The sequence below is a fragment of the Methanobrevibacter sp. genome (assembly GCF_050872065.1).
GTDB lineage: Archaea > Methanobacteriota > Methanobacteria > Methanobacteriales > Methanobacteriaceae > Methanocatella.
This window is the reverse complement of sequence record NZ_JBNMGD010000009.1, coordinates 1-24,375: the sequence shown is the minus strand read 5'-3', so window position 1 is coordinate 24,375 and position 24,375 is coordinate 1. Positions and strand designations below refer to the sequence as shown.

The following is a 24,375-nucleotide window of genomic DNA, read 5'->3' as shown; positions in this document are numbered from 1 at the left end:
TTACCTGAAAAGATATAACTTAATTCTTTTAACTTATACTGAATAACTTAACAGTTATTCTTTAAACCCTTTAATTTTTAAGTTATTAGTAATAACTTCTAACTTAAAACTTATCACAAATAGGAGAATTCTTTAAATGAGTGAGATAATTGCAGTGATGAATCAAAAGGGGGGTTGTGGTAAGACAACTACTGTTGTTAATACTGCAACATCTCTAGCAGTAATGGGAAAATCTGTTTTAGTAGTAGATATGGATCCTCAAGCTAATGCTACAACTAGTTTTGGGATTGATAAAACTAAATTAGAAAATACAATATATGATGCTCTTATAGGGGATATTAGTGTTAAAAAAGCGACAATTCCTACGTTTATTAAAAATTTGTTTATTATCCCGAGTAATATATCTCTTAGTGGGGCAGGTATGGAGCTTTCCAGGCGTGAAAATTACCATATTGTTTTACAGGAAACTCTTAAAGATGTTGTACCATTATTTGATTACATTTTCATTGATTTACCTCCTTCCTTAGGTGTCATAACTGTCAATGCATTAGTAGCTTCAGATAGTGTTTTAATACCTATCCAAGCTGAATATTATGCCCTTGAAGGAGTGGCTGATTTGATTAATACAATTAGATTAGTTGAAAAAAGACTTAGAAGTCCAACTCCAATAAAAGGAATTCTCCTCACTCTATTTGATAAAAGAACTAGACTTAGTAAAGATGTTCATAATGAACTTAAAAGCTATTTCGGCGGAACAAATTTACTCTTTAAAACAATCATTCCAAGAAATATAAGATTGGCTGAAGCTCCTAGTTTCGGTAAACCTTGTTTAATCTATGATCCAGATAGTACTGGTACTAAAGCTTATTTAAAATTGGCAGATGAAATCATTCAAAGAGATGAAAATGTTCAATTAAATATAGCTAAAACTAATATGGATAGAATTAAAAAAAATTCTGAAGTTGCTGGGGGTAAATAATGGCTAAGAAAGGACTTGGTAAAGGTTTGGATTCCTTAATTCCAGATTTTTATAATGAAGATTTTGATAGTAATTCCACTAAATCTCTTGAGGATTTGATGAATGAAGCTGAAACCAGTGATGATGTTAAAGAAGAAGATGTTGTTCCTAAAGAAGAATCTTTTGATGAGATTGATACTATCTCTGAAGAGGATGAAAATTCTGAAGACGAAGAATCTGTTGAAGTTTCTGATGATAATGAAACTAAAACAAATATATTCGAACAGATAGAAGAAGAAAACAATAATCAAGAAGATTCTATTGATTCCATTGAGGAAGAGACTGAAGAAGAAGTCCAAGTGGATACTGAAGAAGAATCTGAAGTAGTATATAGTGTACAAAGTACTGAAAGTGCACCCGCACAACTGGAAATAATTCAGGAACATGTAGATGAAGTTAAAGAAATCGTTGATAAAAATCCTAGGATTACTTTATGGTCTTCAAGATCTTCGGCTGTTTTCAGATATTTAAGAAAAACTGAACCTGAGTTTAGTATTTCAAAAGAAGCTTCTAGCTTAATTGAAGAAGCTGTTGCTAAAAAATACCCTGAAATATGGGCATTATTTGACGAGTATTAATTATTTTTCATGTAAAATCATACTTAGTATATTTTATTTATTCTATTTACATTTGAATTAATACTGAGTATATTTTATTAAAATTATATTATGAGAAAATTTTATCTATTATTATACTATTTTTAGACTCATTTATTTTTAATTAAATCTTTTTAATAATGGAATTAATCAATAAAAACTTTAAAAATTAAAAATAGTTTGATATTCTCCCTTGATCTTAATGTATGGCTCTGCTCTATCAACTACAACCCCTAATTTTCGAAGCTGTTCTTTATTGGAGAATGGTTTTATTTTTCTAATAGATACAATTTTATGTGCAGATTTCACTCCGATTCCTGGAACTCTAATAAGCTCCCTGACAGGTGCACTATTTATTTCTACTGGAAATATATTCATGTTTTTTGCAGCTAAAATCTTTGGATCTTGTGTAAGAGATAACTTATCATTTTCATCAAATATCAATTCCTTAACATTATAATGATAAGTATTAATCAAACTATCTGCATTATACAACTTAGCTGTCCTATCTGTTGAGCATGCTTCTTTATTTTTAAATTCTGTATCTTCTATTGGAGTAAATGCTGAAAAATATGTTCTTTTTAAATCTGATTTTTTGTATATTTTCTCCATTCTACTTAGTATTTCTTTATCAGTTTCGTTGTTTGCTCCAATAATTAATTGTGTTGTATGGGTAGAATTTGGATATGTTGTACTTTTATGTTGTAGAGAATTTATCCAGGATAATCTCTTCAATATATCTTTATTATAATCTTTTGTTGATGATAGTTCTGCAAGACCTGAAGGTGTAGCAGCTTCAATATTGATACTGACTCTATTAGCTAGTGCCATTGCTCTTTTAATAGAATCCTTGCTTGCTCCAGGTATGATTTTAAGATGAATATAATCGTCATAACCAAATTTTTTTCTAAGTAGGCTTATGGTTTCTATTTGTTTTTCCATAGTAGAATCTACATCATCTGAGATACCTGAACTTAAAAACAAACCGTTAACCAATCTTCTATTGTAATATCCAAGAAAAGCTTTTGCAAGTTCTTCAGGTGATAGTTCTAATCGTGTAAAGTTCCTTTTTGATTGATTAATACAATATTTACAATCATTTTTACATTTATTTGACCTGAGTGTTTTAAATAGAGGAATTTTACATCCATTATGACCTATTGCTTCATAAATCCCTGGTAAATTTATTTGTGAACTTTTATGGTGACTGACATAATCACATAGGTCATATTGGGCAGAATCGGCTAAGATTTTCATCTTTTCTAGTGTTGGCATAGTAATCAATATATTTTATTTAATTAGTTATAAATTATTCCTATTTAAAGAGATGTTTATTTTACATAATATTTTAAAAGTTATTAATTAAATATATATTAATGATTAAAACTTATGTGTGATTAAATGAAAAGTGATAGTGTAAAAAAAGGAATTCAGAGAGCACCACACAGGTCTCTTTTAAGAGCTTGTGGTCTTGATGATGATGATTTTAAAAAACCGTTCATTGGTATTGCGAATAGTTTTACTGACATTGTTCCAGGTCATATCCATTTAAGGGAACTTGTTGAATTCGTAAAAGAAGGTATTATTGCTGCTGGTGGTATTCCATTTGAATTTGATACAATGGCAATTTGTGATGGAATCAGTATGAATCACGAAGGAATGAAATATTCTCTTCCTTCAAGAGAACTAATTGCAGCTACTGTTGAAAGTATGACAAAAGGACATGCTTTTGATGGACTTGTTTTGATTCCAAGTTGTGATAAGGTAGTTCCAGGAATGATTATGGGTGCAGCTAGAGTAGATGTCCCATCTATTGTCGTAACTGGTGGACCAATGGCTTCTGGTGAATATAAAGGTAAAAGTGCCGATTTGATAACTGTTTTTGAAGCTGTCGGTGCTCATTCTGCAGGTAAAATATCTGAAGAAGAAGTATATGAACTTGAAAAATGTGCTTGTCCTGGTGCTGGAAGCTGTTCTGGACTATTTACTGCAAATACAATGGCTTGTATAACTGAAACATTAGGTTTATCTCTTCCATCTTGTGCGACTACTCATGCAAGAACCGAAGAGAATAATCAAATTGCTTTTGAATCTGGTAAACAAATTATTAAACTGGTAGAAGAAGATATTAAGCCATCAGATATATTAACTCAAGAGTCTTTCAATAATGCTATTGCAGTAGATATGGCATTAGGAGGATCTTCTAATACTGCTCTTCATATTCCTGCTCTTGCAAGTGAAGTGAAAGGTTTAACTGTTGATTTAGAATTATTTGATAAAATTTCAAGAAATGTGCCCCATATTGCTCTTATTTCTCCTGCTGGTGAAGATTCAATGATGGATTTACACTTGGCTGGAGGTATTCAAGCAGTATTGAAAACATTAGGTGATAAAATTGATACTAGTCAATTAACAGTCACTGGAAAAACAATTAAAGAGAATTTAGAAAACATTGAAAACAAAAACACTAATGTTATTCATACTTTAGATAATCCTGTCCATGAAGATGGGGGAATTGCAATTTTAAAAGGTAATCTCGCACCTAATGGAAGTGTTGTTAAAAAAGGTGCGGTTGCAGAGCACTTAATGCATCTTAAAGGACCTGCAAAGGTATATGATTGTGAAGAAGACGTAACAAAAGCAATCTTTGACCATGAAATCGAAGAGGGAGACATTGTTGTAATTAGATACGAAGGGCCAAAAGGAGGTCCTGGTATGAGAGAAATGTTAAATCCAACTTCAGCTCTCGCAGGTATGAATATTAAGGATGTAGGTTTAATAACTGATGGAAGGTTCTCTGGTGGAACAAGAGGTCCATGTATTGGACATGTATCTCCTGAAGCTATGGAAAATGGTCCTATTGCAGCTATTCAAAATGGAGATATTATTGAAATTGATATTATGAATAGATCTATTAATGTAGAACTTTCAGACGAGGAAATTGAAGAGAGATTAAAATCAGTAGAACACCCAGAAAAAGAATTAGATGGGTGGTTGAGAATATATCAAAAATTAGTTCACTCTGCTGATACAGGTGCAATTTTAAGGTAGTTTTAAAATGGAAATATTGAAATATTCTGATATTGATTTAGCTGAAACTATCAAAAGATCAGAAGAAGATGTAAATAAAGTTTTAGACATTGTTTCTGATATCTTAGACAATGTTAAAAATAATCAAGATAAAGCGATTCGTGAGTATACTGAAAAATTTGATGGAGTTACAATAGATGATTTAAGAGTGTCTGAAGATGAAATTAAAGAAGCTTATGATACCTTAGATGATGAGTTACTTGTTGCTTTAAAACAGGCAGCTGCTAACATTGAGAAATTTCATAAAAGGCAAATTCCAGAAGAATGGGAAATTGAAGTTAATCCTGGGATTGTTGCAGGCCAAATTGTAAGGCCAATCAATTCTGTAGGTTGTTATATTCCAGGTGGAAGAGCAGCTTATCCTTCATCAATTTTAATGACTGTTATTCCTGCTAAAATTGCAGGTGTTGAAAAGGTTGTATGTGTCACACCTCCACAAAAAGATGGAAAAATCTTAGATGCGATACTTGTTGCAGCAGATATTGCTGGAGCTGATGAAATATACAAGGTTGGTGGAGCACAAGCTATTGCAGGTCTTGCATATGGGACTGAATCTATTCCTCAAGTAGAAAAAATAGTAGGTCCTGGAAATATATTCGTTACTGCAGCTAAGAAATTAGTATATGGACAAGTTGATATTGAATTTCCAGCAGGACCATCTGAAGTCTTAATATTAGCAGATGAAACTGCAAATCCTGAATTTTTAGCAACTGATATATTGGCTCAAGCAGAACATGATCCTAATGCATCTTGCTTTTTGGTTACTGACAGTGGAGAATTAGCTGTTAAAACCGATGAATTTGTAAAACAATTGACTGAAGTTTCTCCAAGACGTGAAATTATTGAGGAATCATTGTCTAAAAGTGGAAAAATTATTATCACTAACACACTTGACGAAGCTATTTATGTTACAAATGAATATGCTCCAGAACATTTAATCATATCCACTAAAGATGATGATGAAACATTATCACATGTTAAAAATGCAGGATCTATTTTCTTAGGTTCTTTTTCACCAGTAGCGGCAGGTGATTATGGATCTGGAACTAACCATGTTCTTCCAACAGGTGGAGGGGCTAAAATGTATTCAGGATTATCAACTGAAGCATTTATTAAAAAGCCTACTGTTCAAAGAATCACTAAAGAGGGTCTTAGGCAGTTATCTAAAACTTCTGTTCCTATTGCGGAATATGAAGGATTCTTTGCACATGCAAATTCATTTAAAACAAGACTTAGAGATGATTAAATAACTGATTTTATTAGTTATTTTATTATTTTCATTTTTTTATCTATTTTTTACATATCTTTATAAAACATTAAATCTAAATTAAAATTATAATGAAAATTTTATCATTATTTTATTTTTATAACCGAGGTGAATAATTTGCAAGGTTTATTAAATGACTGGAGAAGGACTCATTACGCTAAAGAAACTACCCCAGAAATTGCTGGTAATGATGTTACTATCATGGGTTGGGTTCATGAAATCCGTGATTTAGGTGGAATCATCTTTGTCATCATTAGAGATGTTACTGGTAGAGTTCAATTAACCGCTCCAAGTAAAAAAGTAGAAGCAGAAATATTAGAAGATATTAGAAAATTCAGAAAAGAATCCGTTGTAGCTGTTAGAGGATTAGTTCAAGAAGCTCCAAAAGCACCTAATGGTGTTGAAATTATTCCTAAAGAAATTAAAGTATTAAATTTATCCAATCAACCTTTACCAATGGATCCTACTGAAAAGGTTCAAGCTGGAATCGATACTAGATTAGATTCAAGATTCATTGATTTAAGAAAAGAAAATGTTTCAGCTATTTTCAAAATTAAAGGTCAAATGTTCCATACTATTAGAAATTACTTCTATGATAATGGATTTTATGAAATTAACACTCCTAAGCTTGTAGCATCCGCTACTGAAGGAGGAACAGAATTATTCCCAATTACTTACTTTGAAAAAGAAGCATTCTTAGGACAATCCCCTCAATTATACAAACAAATGATGATGGGTGCTGGAATGGACAAAGTATTTGAAATTGGCCAAATTTTCAGAGCAGAAGAGCATGATACTTTAAGACACTTAAATGAAGCAGTTTCCATCGATGCAGAAGCTTCTTTCATGGATGATGTTGATGTAATGAAAGTATTAAACGACATGCTCATCAATGTATTAACTGATATTAATGATAAATGCGCTGACGAATTAGCAGTTTTAGAACATGAATTAGAAGTACCTAAAGGTGGATTCCCTGTTGTAACTTATGATGAAGCAGTTGACATTGTAAACTCTCGTGGAGTTGAAATGGAATGGGGAGAAGACTTATCTCGTGAAGCTGAAAAAGCTTTAGGTGATACTATGGGTGGATTCTACTTCTTAACCGAATGGCCGTCTGCTATTAAACCGTTCTATGTAATGCCTAAAGAAGGAGATGAAAAATACTCCCATGCATTCGATTTAATGTATAACAATTTAGAGTTATCTTCCGGTGCTACTCGTGTTCACCAATATGATTTACTCTTAAAACAAATTGAAGAAAGAGGATTAAATCCTGCAGGATTTGGAAGCTATCTTAAAGCATTTGAATATGGTATGCCTCCTCATGCTGGTTGGGGTGTAGGTGCTGATAGATTAACTATGGTACTTACTGGATCTGAAAACATCCGTGAATGTGTACTCTTCCCAAGAGACAGACACAGATTAACCCCTTAATTTCTTTTTTTTAGATATTATGGAAGAATATGAAATAGCTATTATTGGTGGTGGACCAGCAGGAATGATGGCTGCAATTGCTGCAAGCCAAAATTCCTCTAGTGTCATATTGCTTGAAAAAAATCCTAAATTAGGTCGTAAACTCCTAACTACTGGTGGAGGAAGATGCAATATTACAAATGCTAAGCCAATAAAAAAGCTATTGAAATTCTATCCTCAGAAAAATTTTTTAAAACACTCTTTTTATACACTTACAAATGAAAAGCTACTCTCTTTTTTTGAAAGTAAAGGATTAAATTTCATTGAAGAAGACAATAATAGGATATTTCCCGAAACGGAAAAATCCAATGATGTATTAAATATTCTAATTAATTACTTAAAAGATATAGTTATAAGTTATAACTTCGAAGTTAAAAGCATCACTGATGATTTTGTTATAAATGATAAGTTAAAAGCTGATAAGATTATTATTACTACCGGGGGTATAACATATCCGCAAACTGGCTGCAGTATTAAAAACTATTCTTTGACAAGCCAACCTGTAACAGAGATAAAATATGGATTATCTCCATTGATTACTAAAAAAGACTTGTCTTGCATTGCAGGTGTAACTTTATATGATGTTGTTATAAGTTATAAGAAAATTAAAGTTCAGGGTGATGTTTTAATTTCACATGTTGGTTTGACTGGGCCTGGAGTAATGAACTTAAGTAATGAAATCTCAGAAGTTATAAGTTATAACTTATTAGAAAATGATAATCCTGATATCAATTTTGAAATAGCTATTGACTTATGTCCAGATTTCAGCAATGAAAAACTACATGAAAAATTTAACCAGGATTTCCAAGTTAAAGGAAAAACAATGATTAAGAATTATTTAAAACTATTTTTAACCAATAAATTCATTGATTTCTTCTTAGATGAAATAAAAATTGATGGCGAAGTTCAGTTATCAAGAATCAATAAGAAAAGCAAAAACCGCTTGATTGAAAATTTAAAAAGATTTACTCTGGAAATCACCGGTTTTAATGAGAATCTTGCAAAAGTTACTATTGGGGGTATTGATTTGGATAATATTAATCCTAAAACAATGGAATCAACTGTTATACAAAATTTATACTTTGCAGGTGAAGTTCTAGATTTACATGGACCTTCTGGTGGTTATAATTTAAAAATTGCTTTTTCAACAGGTTACTTAGCAGGTTTGTCTGCAAGTGAAAAATAATTTTCATCTTTATATAAATAAACAAAATATTTAACTTATATATTCACTAATAGTTATAATATGACAGACAAAATGTTCATGGGTGCATTAACTAAACAAGGTCTGGATATTGCTAATAAAAGTAGGGAAATTATTCGTGGCCTTATTGGTGATGACGTCAAAGATTTAAATCCTATTGAAAGGGACATTGTTGAGAGGATTGTTCATTCAACAGCTGATCCTGAATATGCAAAGTTAGTAAAAATCAGTCCTGATTTTGTAGATGTGGCTATGGCTTCTCTTAAGAATAATGAAACTATTTTAACTGATATTAATATGGTTAAATATGGTATTACAAGATATGATGGAGAAGTTAAGTGTTATATCAGAAATGAAGAAGTTATTAAAATGGCTAAAGAGAATCAAATTACAAGAGCAGCTGCAGCAATGCGTTATGCGGCTGATAATGATTTTGAAGGTATTGTAGTTTCTGGTAATGCTCCTACTGCTGTTTTCGAAGCTATGGACTTATACGAAAAAGGTGAAATGAATCTTAAAGCTATTGTTGGAGTTCCTGTTGGTTTTGTTGGGGCGGCTGATTCAAAAGATGCGTTACATAATTCCAATGTTCCGAGTGTCATTACCAAAGGGCCGAAAGGTGGAACACCAATTGCGGTTGCTTGTGTAAATTCATTAATACAACATTTATAGCGTGATAAAATGAATTCTGAAGAATTATTCAATGAATCTAAAAATTATTTTCCGGGAGGAGTAAATTCTCCTGTTCGTGCTTTTAAACCTTATCCATTTTTTGTTAAAAGTGCTGGAGGTTCAAAACTTACTGATGAAGATGGAAAAACTTATATTGACCATTGTTTAGCATATGGGCCATTAATATTGGGACATGCAGACCCTAAAGTTGTAAAGGAAGTTTCTAATCAATTAACTATTGGTACAGCTTATGGTACTCCAACTGAAAATGAAATAACTCTTGAAAAAGAAGTTATTGATAGAATTCCTTCTGCTGAAATGGTAAGGTTCTGTAATAGTGGTACAGAAGCTACTATGAGCGCAATCAGATTGGCACGTGGTTTTACTGGTAGGGATAAAATCATTAAATTTGAAGGTGCTTATCATGGGGCACATGACTATGTATTAGTCAAAGGGGGGTCTGGTGCTGCAACATTGCCTGATAGTGCAGGTATCCCAATTGACACTACTAAGAATACTTTATCTGTTCCATTTAACGATGAAGAAGCTTTAACAGATGTAATTGAAAAAGAAGGAGAGAATATTGCCTGTATTATCATGGAGGTAGTTATGGGCAATGTTGGTTGTATTGAACCAAAACCAGGATTTTTAGAATTTATTAGAAAAATTACAGAAGAAAATGGTATTGTTTTAATATTTGATGAAGTTATAACTGGTTTTAGAGCTTCAAGAGGTGGAGCTCAGGAATATTATGGAGTTACTCCTGATTTAACTACTCTTGGTAAAATTGTTGGTGGAGGACTTCCTATGGGTGCTTTCTGTGGTAAGAAAGAAATCATGGAATTGGTTGCTCCAAATGGTCCTGTTTATCAAGCAGGTACTTTCGCAGGAAATCCTATTTCAGTGCAAGCTGGTATTTCCACTTTAACTCAATTAGATGATGCATTTTACAAGGAGTTAGAAGGAAAAGGAAACTTCCTTAGAGGAAACATTCAATCCATAATTGATGATGAAAGATATGATATTCAACCGGTTGGACTAGCGTCAATGTTTCAAATTTATTTCAATCCAGCACCAGTTTATAATTATGCTGATGCTCAAGAATCTGACAGAAAAAAATTCTTAAGATACTTTAAATCTTTATTAAAACAAGGTGTATTCATTCCACCTTCTCAATTTGAATGTAATTTTATCTCAAATGCTCATAGTATGGAAGATTTACAAAAAACTTCTGATGCTATCGAGATTGCTTTGCAAGATGCTTTTAAAAAAAGAAGAAGGTAATTTAAAATGGAAATTGATTTTAAAGAAATTGCATTATATGTGATTATTTTTATCATAGTCATAATTGCTGCTCAACATCTGGATGTTGTTGTATCTGGAAGTATGGAGCCTGTTTTTTACAGAGGAGATATTGTTCTGGTTGAAAAAGCAGATTTTCTAGGTATTCATGAGTTTAACGCAGATGATGTTAAAGTTGGTGATGTAGTCGTTTATGATGCAGTTTGGTTTGACCAGCCAGTTATCCATAGAATTATTGATATTAAAAATATAAATGGAACTACGATGTATATGATTAAAGGTGACAATAACGATTCTCCTGACCCATATTATGTTCAAGCAAGTCAAATAAGAGAAAAAGTCGTGACAATAGATGATAATTTAGTCGTAATTCCAAAAATCGGTTATCTTTCCCTTTGGTTAAGAGGGTTATAATTATTTTATTAAGGTGAGTTAATGTATTTCGAAATTGAAAAACAAGCTATTGATGCTATTAATAAGGCATTAGATCAGTATGATGTAGAAGTGGATAGGGATTTTAAATTAGAATTCCCACCTAATCCAGATTTAGGTGATTTAGCAAGTACAATTGCATTTGCACTTACAAAAAAATTAAGAACATCTCCCCCTGAAGTTGCAAAAGGTTTAGTTGAAAAGATTGAAGTACCTGAAATTTTTTCAAAAGTACAAAACTTCGGACCTTATGTTAATTTTTTCATTGATTATACTAAATTCTCTAAATTATTATTAGAAAAAGTTGATGAAAACTATGGACAGCTTCCAGCTTATGGAGAAAAAATTATATTGGAACATACTTCAGCAAATCCAAATGGACCATTACATATAGGCCATATAAGAAATTCTATTTTTGGAGATTCTCTCTCAAGATTATTAAAATTAGCTGGTAGGGATGTTGTAACCCAGTATTATGTAAATGATATGGGAAGACAAATAGCTATTATCGTATGTGGAATAACTGAATGTGGTTTGAAAATTGAAGATTATGAAGGAGACAAAATAGACCACAAAATCGGAAAATTATACTTTGATGCAAACAAGGCAGTTGAAGAAGATGATGCTTTAAATGCTAAAGTTGATGAATTAATCCAAAAATACGAAGAAGGTAGTGATGAAGAATTAAACAAAATCTTTGAAGATGTTGTAGCTAAATGTATTTCTGGAATGAAAGAATCTCTTTTAAGAATGAACATTGTCCATGATGATTTTGTATGGGAAGGTCAATTTGTAAGAAGTGGGGAAGTGAATGATCTTGTAAATTATATCCAAAAAGAAGGATTTACAAGAGAAGAAGATGTAATGTTTATAGATTTAACAGATTTCAATATTGATAAAGAGTTTGTACTTAGAAGATCAAATGGAACATCTCTTTATTCTACAAGAGATTTAGCTTATCATTTATATAAAAATACTTTAGGAGATAAAGTACTTGATATTTTAGGATCTGACCACAAACTTGCAGCTAAGCAAATTAAAGTCATCTTTGAAGAAATTTTAAGAAAAACTGCTCCTGATGTAATATTTTATGAATTCATTACACTTCCTGAAGGTTCAATGTCTACAAGAAGAGGTAAATTCGTATCTGTTGATGAATTAATTGATGAAGCTGTTTTAAGAGCACATGATGAAATCAAATCAAGAAACCCTGAATTAAGTGAAGAAGAAATTGCACCAATGGCTGAAGATATTGGTATTGGAGCTATAAGATTCTTCATTGCTAAATTATCCCCAGAAAAACACTTAACCTTTAAATGGGATGAGGCTTTAAGCTTTGAAAGAGGTTGTGCATCTATTCAATATGCTCATGCAAGAGCATGTAAGCTACTTAGAAAATCTGGAAAAGATATCAGTTCCTTAACTGTTAGTGATGAGTGGATTCCTAATGAAAATGAACAGGATTTAATAAGACAAATAGCTAAATTCCCACAGGTTGTTGAAGATTGTGCTAACAAACAAAGAGTTCACAACATTACTCAATACTGTCAAGATTTAGCTGGTTCATTTAACAAATTCTACAAAACAGAACAAGTAATTGGATCTGATGTAGAGGATACTAGATTGATTTTAGTTGATAGGGCTAAAACAACTATTAAAAATGCTTTAAATATTTTAGGTGTTGCTGCACCTGAAAAAATGTAGATGAGTTTATAACTCGTCTTAATTTCTTTTTTTTATTAATGAATATTTAATTGGATATTTAAGTTAATAACGGTGTACTCATTTTTAATGAAAATTCATTGTGAATTTTGGTAAATATAAAAAAATAGAAAAATTAATCCACATAGTGGATATAATTTTCTTTTGTTAGGTTATTCCATACAGATAACTTTTTGATTGTTTCTAGATTTTGGACAACAATTTTTGATGATTGTAGGTTCTTGCTGTTGTGTAATCCCTGTTTCTAAAAATTTCTCATTAAAAATTTGTTTATCTTTAATTTATGAATGCTTTTTCTATTTTTTTTAAATTATAAATTGTTTGATTCATATTAATTGCTCACAAATTTTTTTAATGTTTTTTAGGAAATTACCATATTCTTCATCTGTTAGAATTTCTTTTAATTTTTCATCCCATTGGCAGTCACAATTTAGAACTTTTAAGGCTGTTTTTTTGCCTTTTGGTGTTAATTTCATGATTTTTTTTCTTTTGTCTTTAATTCGCTCAATAAATCCCTTATCTTCAAGTTTTTTAAGGTTTCTTGTTACTGTGCTTTCGTTTAAATGTAATATTTCTGCTAATTTTTCTTGGTTTATTCCATCATTCTCATATATTATAACTAAAATGGGATGTAGGCCAAAACTTAGGCCTTCATCTTTTACATTTTTGTTAATATATTTTGAATGTTCCTTATGAAGTATTGAAATAAATCTACCGCTTGTATCACTTTCATTAACTTTCATGTTTACTATTCCTTATTAATCTGTTGATATATAGTTCAATACATGCATAACATATTAATGAACCAATTCCACCACCTAAAAGCATTCCATAGTATATTCCGATTTCTCCCATGTTAAAGATAAATCCAAGTGTATATGCAAAGATTAACACTAATATGAATTCCCTAAATGCTGTTAATACAAATGAAATAGTTCCTTTTCCAACTCCTTGGAATACATTTCCTGCACTTGCTCCAAATGGAACATATAATATGAATAGACACATAATTTGTAGGAAACTTGTAATTAATGGTGCTAATTGGGCACTGCTTTCTGAATAGGAAAATATGAATGCAATTTGATTTGCAAATATATTTAAAATAATACAAACAATGATTGAAGCTATTAATGCTATTTTAACTGCGTATCTTGCGGTAACTCTTAAATTTTCGTATTTATGTGCTCCGTATGCAACACCTGCAACAGATATTGAAGCAGTTCCTACTCCTATTGCTGGAAGCATTCCGATATTTATTATTCTCCATCCTGCGTTATAAGCAGCTACTGCGACAGGTCCTGAAACTATTGTAAGCATGAAATTGATGAATATTGTTAGTGCAGATATGATTAATTGCTCTAAACTGGCAGGAATACCTACAACTAAAATATCTTTATACATTTTTAAATCGTTTTTGAAGCTTTCACGAGTATATTTGAGATATGTGTCTTTTTTAACAAACATCCAGTAAAGCATTGATGCTATTGCGATTAAGTGTGCGATTATGGTTGCCCATGCAGCACCTGCAACTCCTAAATTTAATGTATAAATAAAAATTGGGTCAATAATCATGTTGATTATTGCTGCAATTGCAAGTGGCATTGTTGCTCTTTTAATGTCTCCTTCTGCTCTAAATGCTCCTCCAAAGATTGGTGGAAGTAACAGTGCAAATGAAAATGCAAAAATTACAATTCCATAATCCATTGCGTATTTTAAAACAGATGATGCTCCCATAATTACTAATAATGGTTTTAAAAATGTGAGTAATATCACTGAAACAACTATTGACAATATTACTCCTAAAATCAAGTTGTGAATTGCAGCATTATTTGCTGATTTTCTATTTTTAGCTTCAATATAACGTGAAATTAATGAGTTACCACCGGCACCGATTCCGTTTCCAATTCCAATAAGTACCATAAACAATGGTGTTACATATCCAAGTGCAGCTAATGGGTCTGAGCCGAGTCCTGCTACCCAAACGCTGTCAATAATATTATTAGCAAAAATTAAAAACATACTAACAATAATTGGTATTGATAATTTGTTAATTGCCCTTTTAGGGTCTCCTGTAATCATCTCTATATTTGAATTTTTTCCATAATTCTCATCTCACTCTTGCATACGCAATAGTACTATTGCATATGCAATAATACTCTTGTATATGCAAGTGTTAATATATAAATATTTCTACTAACATAATTATGAACTAATAGGAGACTATATTATGAAGGTTTTAGTTGTTGGAACTGGTGCTCGTGAACATGCTATTGCTGATGCTTTAAAAGATGATGTGGAGTTATATTGTTACATGAGTAAGGTAAATCCTGGTATGTCCAAAATCGCTGAATTTAAACAAGGCGATGAAGGTGAAGTTGAAAAAGTAGCAGCATTTGCTGTTGAAAATGATATTGATATTGCATTTATTGGTCCTGAAGCTCCCCTTGAAAAAGGAATTGTTGATGAACTTCAAAAAAACGGAATTGGTTGTGTTGGACCAACTAAAAGTGCAGCAAGAATCGAAACTGATAAATCATTTATGAGAAAACTCTTTGAAGATTATAAAATTGATGGATCACTTGTTTACAAAGTATTTGATAACTCAAAAGATGTTTCTGAATTTTTAGATGAATTTGATAGAGATGTTGTTGTAAAACCAGTTGGATTAACTGGTGGTAAAGGAGTTAAAATCGTTGGTGACCATTTAAAAGATAATGAAGAAGCAAAAGAATACTCATGTGAAGTTATTGATAATGTAATGGGTGGATTTGCTCAAGTTATTATTGAAGAAAGATTAATTGGTGAAGAATTTACTATTCAGGCATTTTGTGATGGACAACATTTAGCTCCAATGCCTGCAGCACAAGATCATCCTTATGCATTTGAAGGAGATGTTGGTGCAATTACTGGTGGTATGGGTTCATACTCTGATGCTTCTGGATTATTGCCATTTTTAACTCAAGATGATTATGATGCAGCTGTAAAAATTATGGAAGATACTTTAAAAGCTATTGCTAAGGAAGCTGAACCATACAAAGGTATTTTATATGGTCAATTTATGTTAACTGCTGATGGTCCAAAACTCATTGAATATAATGCAAGATTTGGAGATCCTGAAGCAATGAACGTTTTACCATTACTTAAAACTCCATTAGTTGATGTTTGTCAAGCTATTGTGGACGGTAACTTAGATAAAGTGGAATTTGAAGATAAAGCTAGTGTATGTAAATACATTGTGCCTGATGGATATCCTGAAACTAAATTCGCTGGTGAATTGGTGGATGTTGATGAAGAAGCAATAGAAGAATTAGGTGCTAAAGTATTTTATGCAGCAGTATCAGCTGAAGATGATGGAATTCATTTATCAGGTTCAAGAGCATTAGGTATTGTAGCTACTGGTGAATCTATTGAGGAAGCTGAAAAAATAGCTGAAAAAGCATGTGAGTTTGTTAAAGGTAATGTTTATCATAGACGTGATGTTGGAACAACTGAACTTATTAACATGCGTGTTGAACATATGAAAGAAATTTTAAACTAAATTTCTTATTTTTTTTATTTTATAAAAGATAATTCTAAAGAATTAAATTAAATGAGCTAGTTAACATCTATTAAGTTAGTTTATTACGTTCTTTGGATTTATTTTCATGATAATAATTTTTTTTATATTGTTGAAAATTTTTATTGTAAATTTCTTAGATTTTCAAATTTCAAGTTATTTGTCTTACTGGTTTATCCTAATTTCTACAATTAGGGATATAATAGATAACTTTAATATATATTATCAATAAATAGTTAATTTTATTGTTATTATAATGGGGAATTATAATGGATAGTTTATTATCAATTGCAGATATTAAAGATGATGTTAAGTATATTTTAGATTTAGCTTCTAAAATTAAAGCAGGGGAAATAGAAGAAAAGCCACTTAAAGATAAGACATTAGCAATGATTTTCCAAAAATCATCAACAAGAACTAGACTTTCTTTTGATGTTGGAATGTATCAGTTAGGTGGAAGAGCAATCTTTTTATCTTCTAATGATTTACAGATGGGTAGAGGAGAGCCTATTTCAGATACTGCTAAAGCTTTAAGCCGTTTTGTTGATGGAATAATGATTCGTGCTATAGAACATGATGATGTAATTGAATTAGCTAAATATTCTGATGTTCCAGTTATTAGTGGGTTAACTAATTTAGAACACCCTTGCCAAGCATTAGCTGATATGTTAACAATTAAAGAACATTTAGGTGATTGGAAAGGTAAGAAAATCTGTTTTGTAGGAGATGGAAACAATGTATGTAATTCCCTTTTATTAATTGCTCCTCTTTTTGGTATGGATATGTCTGTTGCTTGTCCAGAAGGTTATGAACCTTCAAAAGAGATTTTAAAAACTGCAAAAGAGTATGCTGATGAAAACAATACTGAAATTACTGTAACTGATGATATTGGTGTTGCATTAGAAAATGTAGATGTGGTTTATACTGATGTTTGGGTAAGTATGGGTGATGAAGCTGAAGCAAAACAAAGAGAAGCTGACTTCGCTCCTTTCCAAGTCAATTCTGATTTAATGAATATAGCTAATGATGGAGCTATTTTCATGCATTGTTTACCTGCAATTAGAGGTCAGGAAGTAACTAGTGAAGTAATTGATGGACCACAATCTGTTGTTTTTGATGAAGCTGAAAACAGAATGCATGCTCAAAAAGCTGTTTTATATTACTACATGAAGGATTAGAGTTTGACTCTTAAATCCACTATTTTTTTTAAAATAATCCTATTATTGCAAAGATTATAAAAATCCCTATTAAACATATACAACAGCTCAATAACCCAGAATCTCCGTTATTACTGGAAGTGGTAGTTGTTGTAGTTCTATTTTGATTAGTGTATGTATTTTCTTTTTCTGTTGGAGTTTCGATCACTGTTGCTTTTTTAACTTCCTCTTCTTTTAATCTAGCTCCACAATTTTTACAAAATACTGCTTCTTCCAGATTTTCTTCACCGCATTTTCTACAAAACATATGAAATCCCCCTTATAATTATTTTCAAAAATATGATTAAACCAATTCCGCCAATGAAACCAGTTATTAATCTTAGGTTATTGGTACTTTCTCTTAAACCCGCATATTGTGTGAAACCATCGATTGCCACAGGAATCATAAGGATAACTGAAATTATTAGCATATTAAAATCATAGTTATGAGTATAAAATAAATTACAAATTAAATAAGTAATTAATCCTATATAAAATCCAGTACATCTTGCACAAACTGGAAATTGATGATTTTTAATATGAAAACTTCTCTCAGGTTTTCTATGACAAATATATTTTGTTAATTCCATGATATCAACACAACTTAAATACATAAATATATTTCAATAATTATATATATTTTTATTGTCATATCTTAATTTATAATATATAAAGGTTTTAACAATGAGAGGCGGAGAAGCGATAATTCAATCTCTAAAAAATATGGGTGTCAAAACAATATTTGGTTATCCTGGTGGACAAACCATACCGTTTTATGACATGTTATATGATTCAGACATGGAGCATATATTAGTAAGACATGAACAATGTGCAGCTCATGCAGCAGATGGATATGCAAGAGCTTCTGGTCGTGTTGGTGTGTGTTTAGCAACTTCAGGTCCTGGTGCTACAAATTTAGTAACAGGTATTGCTACTGCATATATGGATTCTTCTCCAATTGTGGCTATTACTGGACAAGTTCCTACTCATTTGATTGGTAATGATGCATTCCAGGAAGCGGACATTATTGGAATTACAATGCCTATTACTAAACACAGTTTTCAACCTAAAAATCCAGATTTAATTCCATCAGTGATTAAATCTGCTTTTGAGATTTCTGCGAGTGGAAGGCCTGGACCTATTGTTATTGATGTTCCAAAAGAGGTCCAAGAAGGAGAATTAAGTAATTTTGATGATTCATTAATTGAGACACCTGGTTACAATCCTACTACTAAAGGTAATCTTAGACAAATAAAAAAGGCATGTAATTTAATTAAAGAAGCTAAAAAACCTATGATTTTGGCTGGTGCAGGGGTTATTATTTCTGGAGCATGCTCCGAGTTAAGAAAACTTGCATATGCTATTAATGCCCCAGTCATGACTTCACTTTTAGGTAAAGGAGCTATTGATGAAACTGATGATTTAGCATTGGGTATGCTTGGTATGCATGGTAGGAAAGTTTCTAATGATTATATTAATGAGTCTGATTTGTTAATAGCTATTGGTATTAGATTTTCAGATAGAACTACAGGTAAATTAGATAGTTTTGCACCTAATACTAAAGTTATTCATATTGATATTGATCCTGCTGAAATTGGTAAGAATGTTGGTGTTGATTTACCGATTGTAGGGGACGCATATAATGTATTATCTTCATTAAATAATAATTTAAAAGGACATGTAGTATCTGATGATGTAACTAGATGGGTTAATATGATTAAGGATAAAAAACAAGAATTATCTCCTAGAGTTACTTATTCTGATGTTCCTTTAAAACCACAAACTATTATAAAAGAAATTGCTGAGGTGTTAACTCCCGATTCAATATTAACAACAGATGTTGGTCAAAATCAAATGTGGGCAGCACACTTCTTTGAAACTCAAAAGCCACGTAAATTCATTTCTTCAGGTGGTCTTGGAACTATGGGATTCGGATTGCCAGCAGCTATTGGTGCTAAAGTAGCTTGTCCTGAAGACCCTGTCGTCTCAATCAATGGTGATGGTGGATTCTTAATGGTTTGTCAAGAGTTAGCTACTATTCGTGAATATGATTTACCTGTTATTACTGCTGTTTTTGAGAATAGGACTTTAGGAATGGTATATCAATGGCAAAGTTTATTATATGATGGAAGACACTCTCAAACATTGCTGGGAAATAGTCCTGACTTTGTTAAATTAGCAGAAAGTTTTGGAATAAATGCTACTAGAATTACTAAACCTGGTGAAACTAAAGAAGTTTTAAGTAAAGCAATTAAAGATAATGAAGCAATTTTATTAGATATTGTAATTGATTCACAAGAGGCATTGCCTATGCTCCCTCCTGGAGCTGGAATTAATGAGATGATTGGAGAATATAAGCTGGAAAAGGATGTGATTTAGATGATTAATGAATATCATGTTATATCCACATTAGTAGAGGATAGGCCAGGAGTTTTACAAAAAATTGCAGGATTATTTAATAGGAGAGGCTTTAACATTGATAGTATTACTGTAGGAGCATCTGAAGTTGAAGGATTATCTCGTATGGTAATTAGTGTTAATGCAGATGCACAAGGCCTTGAACAAGTTATAAAGCAACTAAATAAATTAGTTGATGTTATCAAGATTAAAGATATTACACAAAATGCAGTTAATAGGGAGTTATGCCTTATTAAAGTGCATGTTCCTAATGAAAAAGCAAGGGCGGAGATAATGCAATATACAAACATCTTCAGGGCGAAAATAGTTGATGTTTCAGAAGAAACTTTGATTATTGAACTTACTGGAGATGTAGAAAAGATTAATGCATTTATATCTTTAATAAAAGGTTACGGAATTAAAAATATTTCTCGTACCGGTCTTACCGCTATGGCTAGAGGTGTATAAGATGAGTATTTTAGAAAATGTTTTAGAAGATAATAAGAAATTTGTTGATAGCTTTGAAGGCGAGGAAATGTCTCACCATGCACAAAAAAAGTTAGCTATATTAACTTGTATGGATTGTAGATTAATTGACTTTTTTGAACCTGCTTTAGGTCTTAAAAGGGGAGATGCGAAAATTATAAGAAATGCAGGAAATTCCATCGTTGGAGAAGATGCAATTAGATCAATTGGAGCAGCTTTATACAACCTCGGAGCTGAAGAAGTATTAGTTGTTGGTCATACTGAATGTGGTATGGCAGGTGCAGATGTTGATGCTTTAAAAGAAAAAATGCTTGCTAGAGGAATCAAAGAAGAAGATATTGCTAAATATGATTTGTCTGAATGGATTGGTGGATTTGATGATGAGGAAGAAAACGTCAAAAATGTTGTTGAAAAAATTAAAAACCACCCATTAATCCCTGACGTGCCTGTACATGGTTTAATTATGGACATTGTCACTGGCGAATTAAAAGTTTTAGTAGATGGTTATTAATCATCTATTTTTCTATTTTTTTCATTGTTCGATTTACGAAATATAAAACTTAATATATTATTAAAATGAATATATTATATTGGATATTTTATAAAATATTCAATTCAATTTTATTTATTAATTAAAAAAATAAGAGATGATTTTAAATGAAAATGTATTACGATGCGGATGTAAATACAGATGCTCTTAAAGGAAAAACCATTGCTGTAATTGGTTATGGTTCACAAGGTAGAGCACAATCCAGAAATATGGCTGATAGTGGAGCTGATGTCATAGTTGGTGTAAGAGAAAACGGAAGTTCTTGGAATTTAGTCCAAGAAGATGGCATGACTGTTAAAACTATCGAAGATGCAGCAAAAGAAGCTGATATTATTCATATTTTACTTCCTGATGAAATTCAAGAAAAAGTTTACAATGAACAAATTGCTCCTTATGTTGAATCTGGCAACACTATTTCATTCTCTCACGGTTACAATATTCATTTTGGTTTAATTGATCCTGCAGACGATGTAAATATCGTAATGTTTGCACCTAAAGGACCTGGATCCATGGTAAGAAGAACTTATGAAGAAGGATTCGGTATTCCTGGTTTAGTCGCAGTTGAAAGAGATGCTACTGGTGATGCATTACAACTTGCATTAGGTATGGCAAAAGCATGTGGATTAACCAAAGCAGGTGTTTTAGAAACCACTTTCAAAGAAGAAACTGAAACTGATTTATTCGGTGAACAAACTGTTTTATGTGGTGGAATTACTGAATTAATTAACGCAGGATTCACAACTTTAGTTGAGGCTGGATACCAACCTGAAATTGCATACTTCGAAACTTGTCACGAAGTAAAACTCATCGTTGATTTAATCTATGAAAAAGGATTTGCTGGAATGTGGAATGATGTAAGTAACACTGCTGAATACGGTGGATTAACTAGAGGAAAAACCATCATTACAGATGAAGCAAAAGAAGGTATGAAAGTTGCTTTAAAACAAATTCAAGATGGAACTTTCAAAAAACAATTCGCTGACGAAAATGCTACTGATGGAGCTAACTTAAAAGAAATGAGAGCTGCTGAAGGTCAAAAAGAAATTGAAATCGTTGGTGAAAGATTAAGAAAAGCTTGTGGATTACAAAAAGATGATTAAGTCTTTTTAATCCTTTTACTATTTTTTTTATTTAATTATATTTTATAGTGTGGTAATCGTGGTATTTATTGGAATGGACCATGGAACTACTGGAATCTCTTTTTGTATATTGTCCGATGAAGGCGAAGTACTTGATGTTTTTAAAATTGGAAGAGAAGAAAGTAAAAAAGGGTTAGTTTCTGCAACTGAAGAAATAACAAAACGTGTTAACTTGGACTCTGTAAAATTAATGGCTATCACTTATGCTATGGGTGATGGAATAAACCAAATTTTACCAACAAATAAAGTTGAAGATAGGGGAATTTTATCTATCAATGGAGCGGGTAAAGTAACAGGAGGAGGAACATCTGTATTTTCTGAATTGGAATCATTAGACATTGATTCAATTATGATTCCTGGTCTTCATAAGGATTCTACTTCTTTAAATGAATTGTTCAGAGCAGCTTATTCTCACCAAGCCAGTCCTGAAAAAGTAAGCATTTGTTATAATGGATTAAAAGAAACCGGATGGTCTAATTTTATTGTGGCAGATATTTCATCTAATAGTGTTGATATCTTAATTGAAGATGGAAAAATTAAAGGAGCTATAGATGCATGTTTAGGTGCTATGGGTGTTGTTCATGGACCTATTGATTTAGAAATGATTAGAGATATTGATGAAGGTAAAAGATCTGCTAATGATTGTTTTTCACATGCTGGCGCAATCAAAGTTGCTGGAATCGACGGTAAAGTAGCTAATATGAAAGACATACTTCTTGAAAATTACAGAAAAGGTGATGAAAAAGCAAAATTAGCTATTGATACTTTAATTATGACTGTTGTAATGGAAATTGCAGGGTTAGATGCTGTATGTGAAAATAAAATTGAGGGGGTAGTACTTACAGGTTCTATTGGAAGTGCAACTGAACCATTCAATTTTGAAGAGGAAATTAATAAATATTTCAAAAATAAATATCCTTTAAAAGTAATTTCTAAAGAATCTGGAGCTATTGGTGCTGCTCAAATAGCAATGGATGTTTATAATGGTAAAGAAGAAATATTGGGTATTGAAGTTAATATTTCATAATCCTATTCTTCTTTTACACTAATAAAAATAATATTTCCGCCTTTGACGGTTTCTAAACCATTTTCATTCTCAAGGATGATGTTTAAGTAATTGTCAATTGCGATTATTTTTCCTTCGCTTTGATAGTTTCCTCTTAAATCAACAGTTACATATTTATTTTTAAATTGTTTGAACATTTTATTTACATTATCTTTATCTTGAGTCATATATTTCAAATCCTTGATAATTCTACTTTTATTTTGATGTTTCATATTTATATAGTTTGACATTTATAGTATATACTATGGCAATTAATCAGTTAGAAAGTAATTTAGAAGCTATTACTCGTACAATAGCTCAATTAAAAAAAGACGGATGTAGTGATGAAAAGATTTTAAATGAGCTTAGGGAAGAGAGAGATAAAATACTTAAAGATTTAAATTTATAATTTATTTTAACCATTTTTTTATTAAGTTTAAATCACTAGTTAAATCTATTTTTAATGGAGTAATTGTAGTTTTTTGATTCATTCTCAATTCATAACCATCGCTTCCGGGTTTATTAAGTTCGTAGAGTTCACCATCAATCCAATAGTATGGTTTTCCACGTGGATCTAAGCGTTGTTCAACAACAGGAGAATACATTCTATTTCCTAATTCTACAACTTCAAATTCATCATCGGAAGGGTTTGCTGGGACGTTAACATTCAGTAAATCAATTCCTTCAGGTAATCCTTTTTTTAATACTATTTTTGCTAATTTGTTAAGCATTTTAACTGCGAAATCAAAATCTACTTCTACTTTACCATTTTCAAATTTGACATCATCTTGTGTTACTTCTTGAGAAATGGCAATTGTTGGAATACCGAAACTTGCAGCTTCAATTGCGGCTCCTAATGTTCCAGAAGTTGTTAATTCTGCTTTTCCAATATTAAATCCTGTATTTATCCCAGAAATCATTATGTCTGGTTTTTCATCCATTATTTCAAATAATGCAATTGTTACTGCATCTGTTGGGGTCCCACTTACTCCATATCCTATACTCCCATCTCTTAAAACATGTTCATTTACTCTTAATGGTTCGAATAATGTTAATGCATGACCTATTCCACTTTGTTGTGTTTCAGGTGCAATAACATAAGTATCACATAAGTTTTCCATAGCTTTTTTTGAAGCTAGAATTCCTGAAGCTGTTATTCCATCATCATTACTTATTAACGTTTTCATAATTATATTAAGGTTTAATCTTCTTAAAATAATTTTATAT

25 protein-coding genes are annotated in these 24,375 nt (G+C 31.5%); 18 read left to right on the top strand and 7 right to left on the bottom strand.

Going from position 1 to position 24,375, the window contains the following annotated elements:
- The first annotated feature begins 136 nt into the window (after nt 1-136).
- Together ACR0P1_RS02305 and ACR0P1_RS02300 are read left to right on the top strand one after the other, a co-directional pair.
- On the top strand, nt 137-979 hold the full coding sequence (locus ACR0P1_RS02305; RefSeq protein ID WP_432644791.1) for a ParA family protein: 843 nt from the start codon (nt 137-139) through the stop codon (nt 977-979).
- Nucleotides 979-1,596, top strand: a complete 618-nt coding sequence (locus tag ACR0P1_RS02300; protein ID WP_432644790.1) for an AAA family ATPase — start codon at nt 979-981, stop codon at nt 1,594-1,596. The genes ACR0P1_RS02305 and ACR0P1_RS02300 overlap by 1 nt, the downstream gene beginning before the upstream one ends.
- A 180-nt stretch (nt 1,597-1,776) precedes the next feature.
- Here ACR0P1_RS02300 and ACR0P1_RS02295 read toward each other — a convergent pair whose 3' ends face one another.
- The gene (locus ACR0P1_RS02295) at nt 1,777-2,889 is read right to left on the bottom strand and encodes a radical SAM protein (protein WP_432644789.1); all 1,113 of its coding nucleotides are present in this window, start codon (nt 2,887-2,889) and stop codon (nt 1,777-1,779) included.
- Nucleotides 2,890-3,015: 126 nt separating this feature from the next.
- Here ACR0P1_RS02295 and ilvD point away from each other — a divergent pair, with 126 nt between their 5' ends.
- The 8 genes from ilvD (at nt 3,016) to argS (ending at nt 12,761) form a co-directional block, all read left to right on the top strand.
- Nucleotides 3,016-4,665 (top strand): dihydroxy-acid dehydratase, encoded by a 1,650-nt coding sequence (gene ilvD, locus ACR0P1_RS02290; RefSeq protein WP_432644788.1) that lies wholly within the window; start codon nt 3,016-3,018, stop codon nt 4,663-4,665.
- Between the two features lie 7 nt (nt 4,666-4,672).
- Nucleotides 4,673-5,950 (top strand): histidinol dehydrogenase, encoded by a 1,278-nt coding sequence (gene hisD, locus ACR0P1_RS02285; protein WP_432644787.1) that lies wholly within the window; start codon nt 4,673-4,675, stop codon nt 5,948-5,950.
- A 138-nt stretch (nt 5,951-6,088) separates the two neighbouring features.
- Complete coding sequence (gene aspS, locus ACR0P1_RS02280; RefSeq protein ID WP_432644786.1) at nt 6,089-7,408, top strand: aspartate--tRNA(Asn) ligase; 1,320 nt, start codon at nt 6,089-6,091, stop codon at nt 7,406-7,408.
- Between the two features lie 19 nt (nt 7,409-7,427).
- A complete protein-coding gene (locus ACR0P1_RS02275) occupies nt 7,428-8,633 on the top strand; it encodes an NAD(P)/FAD-dependent oxidoreductase (RefSeq protein WP_432644785.1) in 1,206 nt (401 codons plus the stop codon).
- 60 nt (nt 8,634-8,693) lie between these two features.
- Nucleotides 8,694-9,323 (top strand): cobalt-precorrin-8 methylmutase, encoded by a 630-nt coding sequence (locus tag ACR0P1_RS02270; protein WP_432644784.1) that lies wholly within the window; start codon nt 8,694-8,696, stop codon nt 9,321-9,323.
- Between the two features lie 9 nt (nt 9,324-9,332).
- Nucleotides 9,333-10,607, top strand: coding sequence for a glutamate-1-semialdehyde 2,1-aminomutase (hemL, locus tag ACR0P1_RS02265; RefSeq protein WP_432644783.1), 1,275 nt, complete (start codon nt 9,333-9,335; stop codon nt 10,605-10,607).
- A 6-nt stretch (nt 10,608-10,613) separates the two neighbouring features.
- On the top strand, nt 10,614-11,039 hold the full coding sequence (locus ACR0P1_RS02260) for a signal peptidase I (RefSeq protein ID WP_432644782.1): 426 nt from the start codon (nt 10,614-10,616) through the stop codon (nt 11,037-11,039).
- 21 nt (nt 11,040-11,060) lie between these two features.
- Complete coding sequence (argS, locus tag ACR0P1_RS02255; protein ID WP_432644781.1) at nt 11,061-12,761, top strand: arginine--tRNA ligase; 1,701 nt, start codon at nt 11,061-11,063, stop codon at nt 12,759-12,761.
- A 344-nt stretch (nt 12,762-13,105) separates the two neighbouring features.
- Here argS and ACR0P1_RS02250 read toward each other — a convergent pair whose 3' ends face one another.
- Both ACR0P1_RS02250 and ACR0P1_RS02245 read right to left on the bottom strand, forming a co-directional pair.
- Entirely contained in the window at nt 13,106-13,522 is a 417-nt protein-coding gene (locus ACR0P1_RS02250) for a MarR family winged helix-turn-helix transcriptional regulator (RefSeq protein ID WP_432644780.1), read from the bottom strand.
- Nucleotides 13,512-14,858: an MATE family efflux transporter gene (locus tag ACR0P1_RS02245; protein WP_432644779.1), complete on the bottom strand. Its 1,347-nt coding sequence runs from the start codon at nt 14,856-14,858 to the stop codon at nt 13,512-13,514. The genes ACR0P1_RS02250 and ACR0P1_RS02245 overlap by 11 nt, the downstream gene beginning before the upstream one ends.
- 148 nt (nt 14,859-15,006) lie before the next feature.
- Between ACR0P1_RS02245 and purD the strand changes: the two genes are divergently transcribed.
- Both purD and argF read left to right on the top strand, forming a co-directional pair.
- Nucleotides 15,007-16,317, top strand: coding sequence for a phosphoribosylamine--glycine ligase (gene purD, locus ACR0P1_RS02240; protein WP_432644778.1), 1,311 nt, complete (start codon nt 15,007-15,009; stop codon nt 16,315-16,317).
- 287 nt (nt 16,318-16,604) lie between these two features.
- Nucleotides 16,605-17,513 carry an ornithine carbamoyltransferase gene (gene argF, locus ACR0P1_RS02235; RefSeq protein WP_432644777.1) on the top strand — a complete coding sequence of 303 codons (909 nt, stop codon included), beginning with the start codon at nt 16,605-16,607 and terminating at the stop codon, nt 17,511-17,513.
- A gap of 28 nt (nt 17,514-17,541) precedes the next feature.
- Here the strand turns inward: argF and ACR0P1_RS02230 are convergent, their stop codons facing one another.
- Nucleotides 17,542-17,799 (bottom strand): zinc-ribbon domain-containing protein, encoded by a 258-nt coding sequence (locus tag ACR0P1_RS02230; RefSeq protein WP_432644776.1) that lies wholly within the window; start codon nt 17,797-17,799, stop codon nt 17,542-17,544.
- Nucleotides 17,789-18,145 (bottom strand): DUF2085 domain-containing protein, encoded by a 357-nt coding sequence (locus ACR0P1_RS02225; protein WP_432644775.1) that lies wholly within the window; start codon nt 18,143-18,145, stop codon nt 17,789-17,791. Before ACR0P1_RS02225 ends, ACR0P1_RS02230 begins: the two co-directional genes overlap by 11 nt.
- A gap of 70 nt (nt 18,146-18,215) precedes the next feature.
- Here ACR0P1_RS02225 and ACR0P1_RS02220 point away from each other — a divergent pair, with 70 nt between their 5' ends.
- From ACR0P1_RS02220 to ACR0P1_RS02200, 5 genes are all read left to right on the top strand, one after another.
- On the top strand, nt 18,216-19,910 hold the full coding sequence (locus tag ACR0P1_RS02220; RefSeq protein WP_432644774.1) for an acetolactate synthase large subunit: 1,695 nt from the start codon (nt 18,216-18,218) through the stop codon (nt 19,908-19,910).
- The gene (gene ilvN / locus ACR0P1_RS02215; RefSeq protein ID WP_432644773.1) at nt 19,911-20,396 is read left to right on the top strand and encodes an acetolactate synthase small subunit; all 486 of its coding nucleotides are present in this window, start codon (nt 19,911-19,913) and stop codon (nt 20,394-20,396) included.
- Between the two features lies 1 nt (nt 20,397).
- Complete coding sequence (locus ACR0P1_RS02210) at nt 20,398-20,925, top strand: beta-class carbonic anhydrase (protein WP_432644772.1); 528 nt, start codon at nt 20,398-20,400, stop codon at nt 20,923-20,925.
- Nucleotides 20,926-21,071: 146 nt separating this feature from the next.
- A complete protein-coding gene (gene ilvC, locus ACR0P1_RS02205; RefSeq protein ID WP_432644771.1) occupies nt 21,072-22,064 on the top strand; it encodes a ketol-acid reductoisomerase in 993 nt (330 codons plus the stop codon).
- A gap of 58 nt (nt 22,065-22,122) precedes the next feature.
- Nucleotides 22,123-23,130: a methanogenesis marker 12 protein gene (locus ACR0P1_RS02200; RefSeq protein ID WP_432644770.1), complete on the top strand. Its 1,008-nt coding sequence runs from the start codon at nt 22,123-22,125 to the stop codon at nt 23,128-23,130.
- Nucleotides 23,131-23,132: 2 nt separating this feature from the next.
- On the opposite strand, the gene ACR0P1_RS02195 is transcribed toward ACR0P1_RS02200, so the two are convergent.
- The gene (locus tag ACR0P1_RS02195) at nt 23,133-23,381 is read right to left on the bottom strand and encodes an LSM domain-containing protein (RefSeq protein ID WP_432644769.1); all 249 of its coding nucleotides are present in this window, start codon (nt 23,379-23,381) and stop codon (nt 23,133-23,135) included.
- A 32-nt stretch (nt 23,382-23,413) separates the two neighbouring features.
- Between ACR0P1_RS02195 and ACR0P1_RS02190 the strand changes: the two genes are divergently transcribed.
- The gene (locus ACR0P1_RS02190; protein ID WP_292762762.1) at nt 23,414-23,557 is read left to right on the top strand and encodes a hypothetical protein; all 144 of its coding nucleotides are present in this window, start codon (nt 23,414-23,416) and stop codon (nt 23,555-23,557) included.
- Nucleotide 23,558: 1 nt separating this feature from the next.
- Here the strand turns inward: ACR0P1_RS02190 and surE are convergent, their stop codons facing one another.
- Nucleotides 23,559-24,335, bottom strand: coding sequence for a 5'/3'-nucleotidase SurE (surE, locus tag ACR0P1_RS02185; protein WP_432644768.1), 777 nt, complete (start codon nt 24,333-24,335; stop codon nt 23,559-23,561).
- Nucleotides 24,336-24,375 lie beyond the last annotated feature (40 nt).